1 protein-coding gene is annotated in these 745 nt (G+C 48.7%); it reads right to left on the reverse strand.

The window, feature by feature from the left end; translation table 11 throughout:
• Window positions 1–277 (reverse strand): MerR family DNA-binding transcriptional regulator (locus tag PPL9_RS31185; RefSeq protein ID WP_152986626.1); only part of this gene is annotated, 277 nt, incomplete at its 3' end.
• Window positions 278–745 lie beyond the last annotated feature (468 nt).

Consider the following 745-nt stretch of genomic DNA (forward strand, 5'->3'; position numbering starts at 1 on the left):
CGTTGATCTGCTGCAACGTGTAACTGCGGCGGCCATTGGCAAGGCGGGTCGGCGTCGGGCCTTCGCCGTCCAGATCCAGCTGGCGAATGGTGCTTTCAGAAACACCGATAAGACGGGCAACATCGACAGAAGAGAACGAGCGCAGCAATTTATGCGCTTCAGGCGGATAAAGTTCTTGTCTTAACCGGTGCAGCTGGCCAGAAAGGAGCTGCGAATAACGGGAGATCTTCTCAGACGGAGTTTCCTCACGCAAAAGAGTGTTGTTGCCGTATTCCACTTCGCTTAGCCCTCAAACGGTTCTAGTCATCTACAAACGGAAAGTGCGCCCATATGGCCCGTGTTTGCGTCGAAAGGGTAACCAACCTGTAGTTCAGTTCAATCCCTTTTTGGTTAATCCTCATTAACACTTATGATCATCGCCTCTCTGAGAGGCATAATATCTATTATTTTCAATTAGTTATGATGTTTCAAAAACTCAAAAACGAGGCGTGCATAAAATCGACAAAACAACCGATCCATTTCTCCAGAAACATATTCATGCGTCAGCTCGCTCCGACTCAATCATCCAGCTCCTGATTCTCACGCCTCCTCACTGAGCAATAACACTGCGTGGAGCAGGGGGGATAAGTTTTCTGAAACACCAGAGATGGGGTCGATTAGGGCTCAGTGATAAATCGTACGCTAAGCAATTTCCGCTTTCCTCTTGCGCCAGATGTACTGTCCGATGAGCAGGATGTGTTCCCAT

The sequence above is a fragment of the Pseudovibrio sp. POLY-S9 genome (genome assembly GCF_001431305.1).
Lineage (GTDB): Bacteria > Pseudomonadota > Alphaproteobacteria > Rhizobiales > Stappiaceae > Pseudovibrio.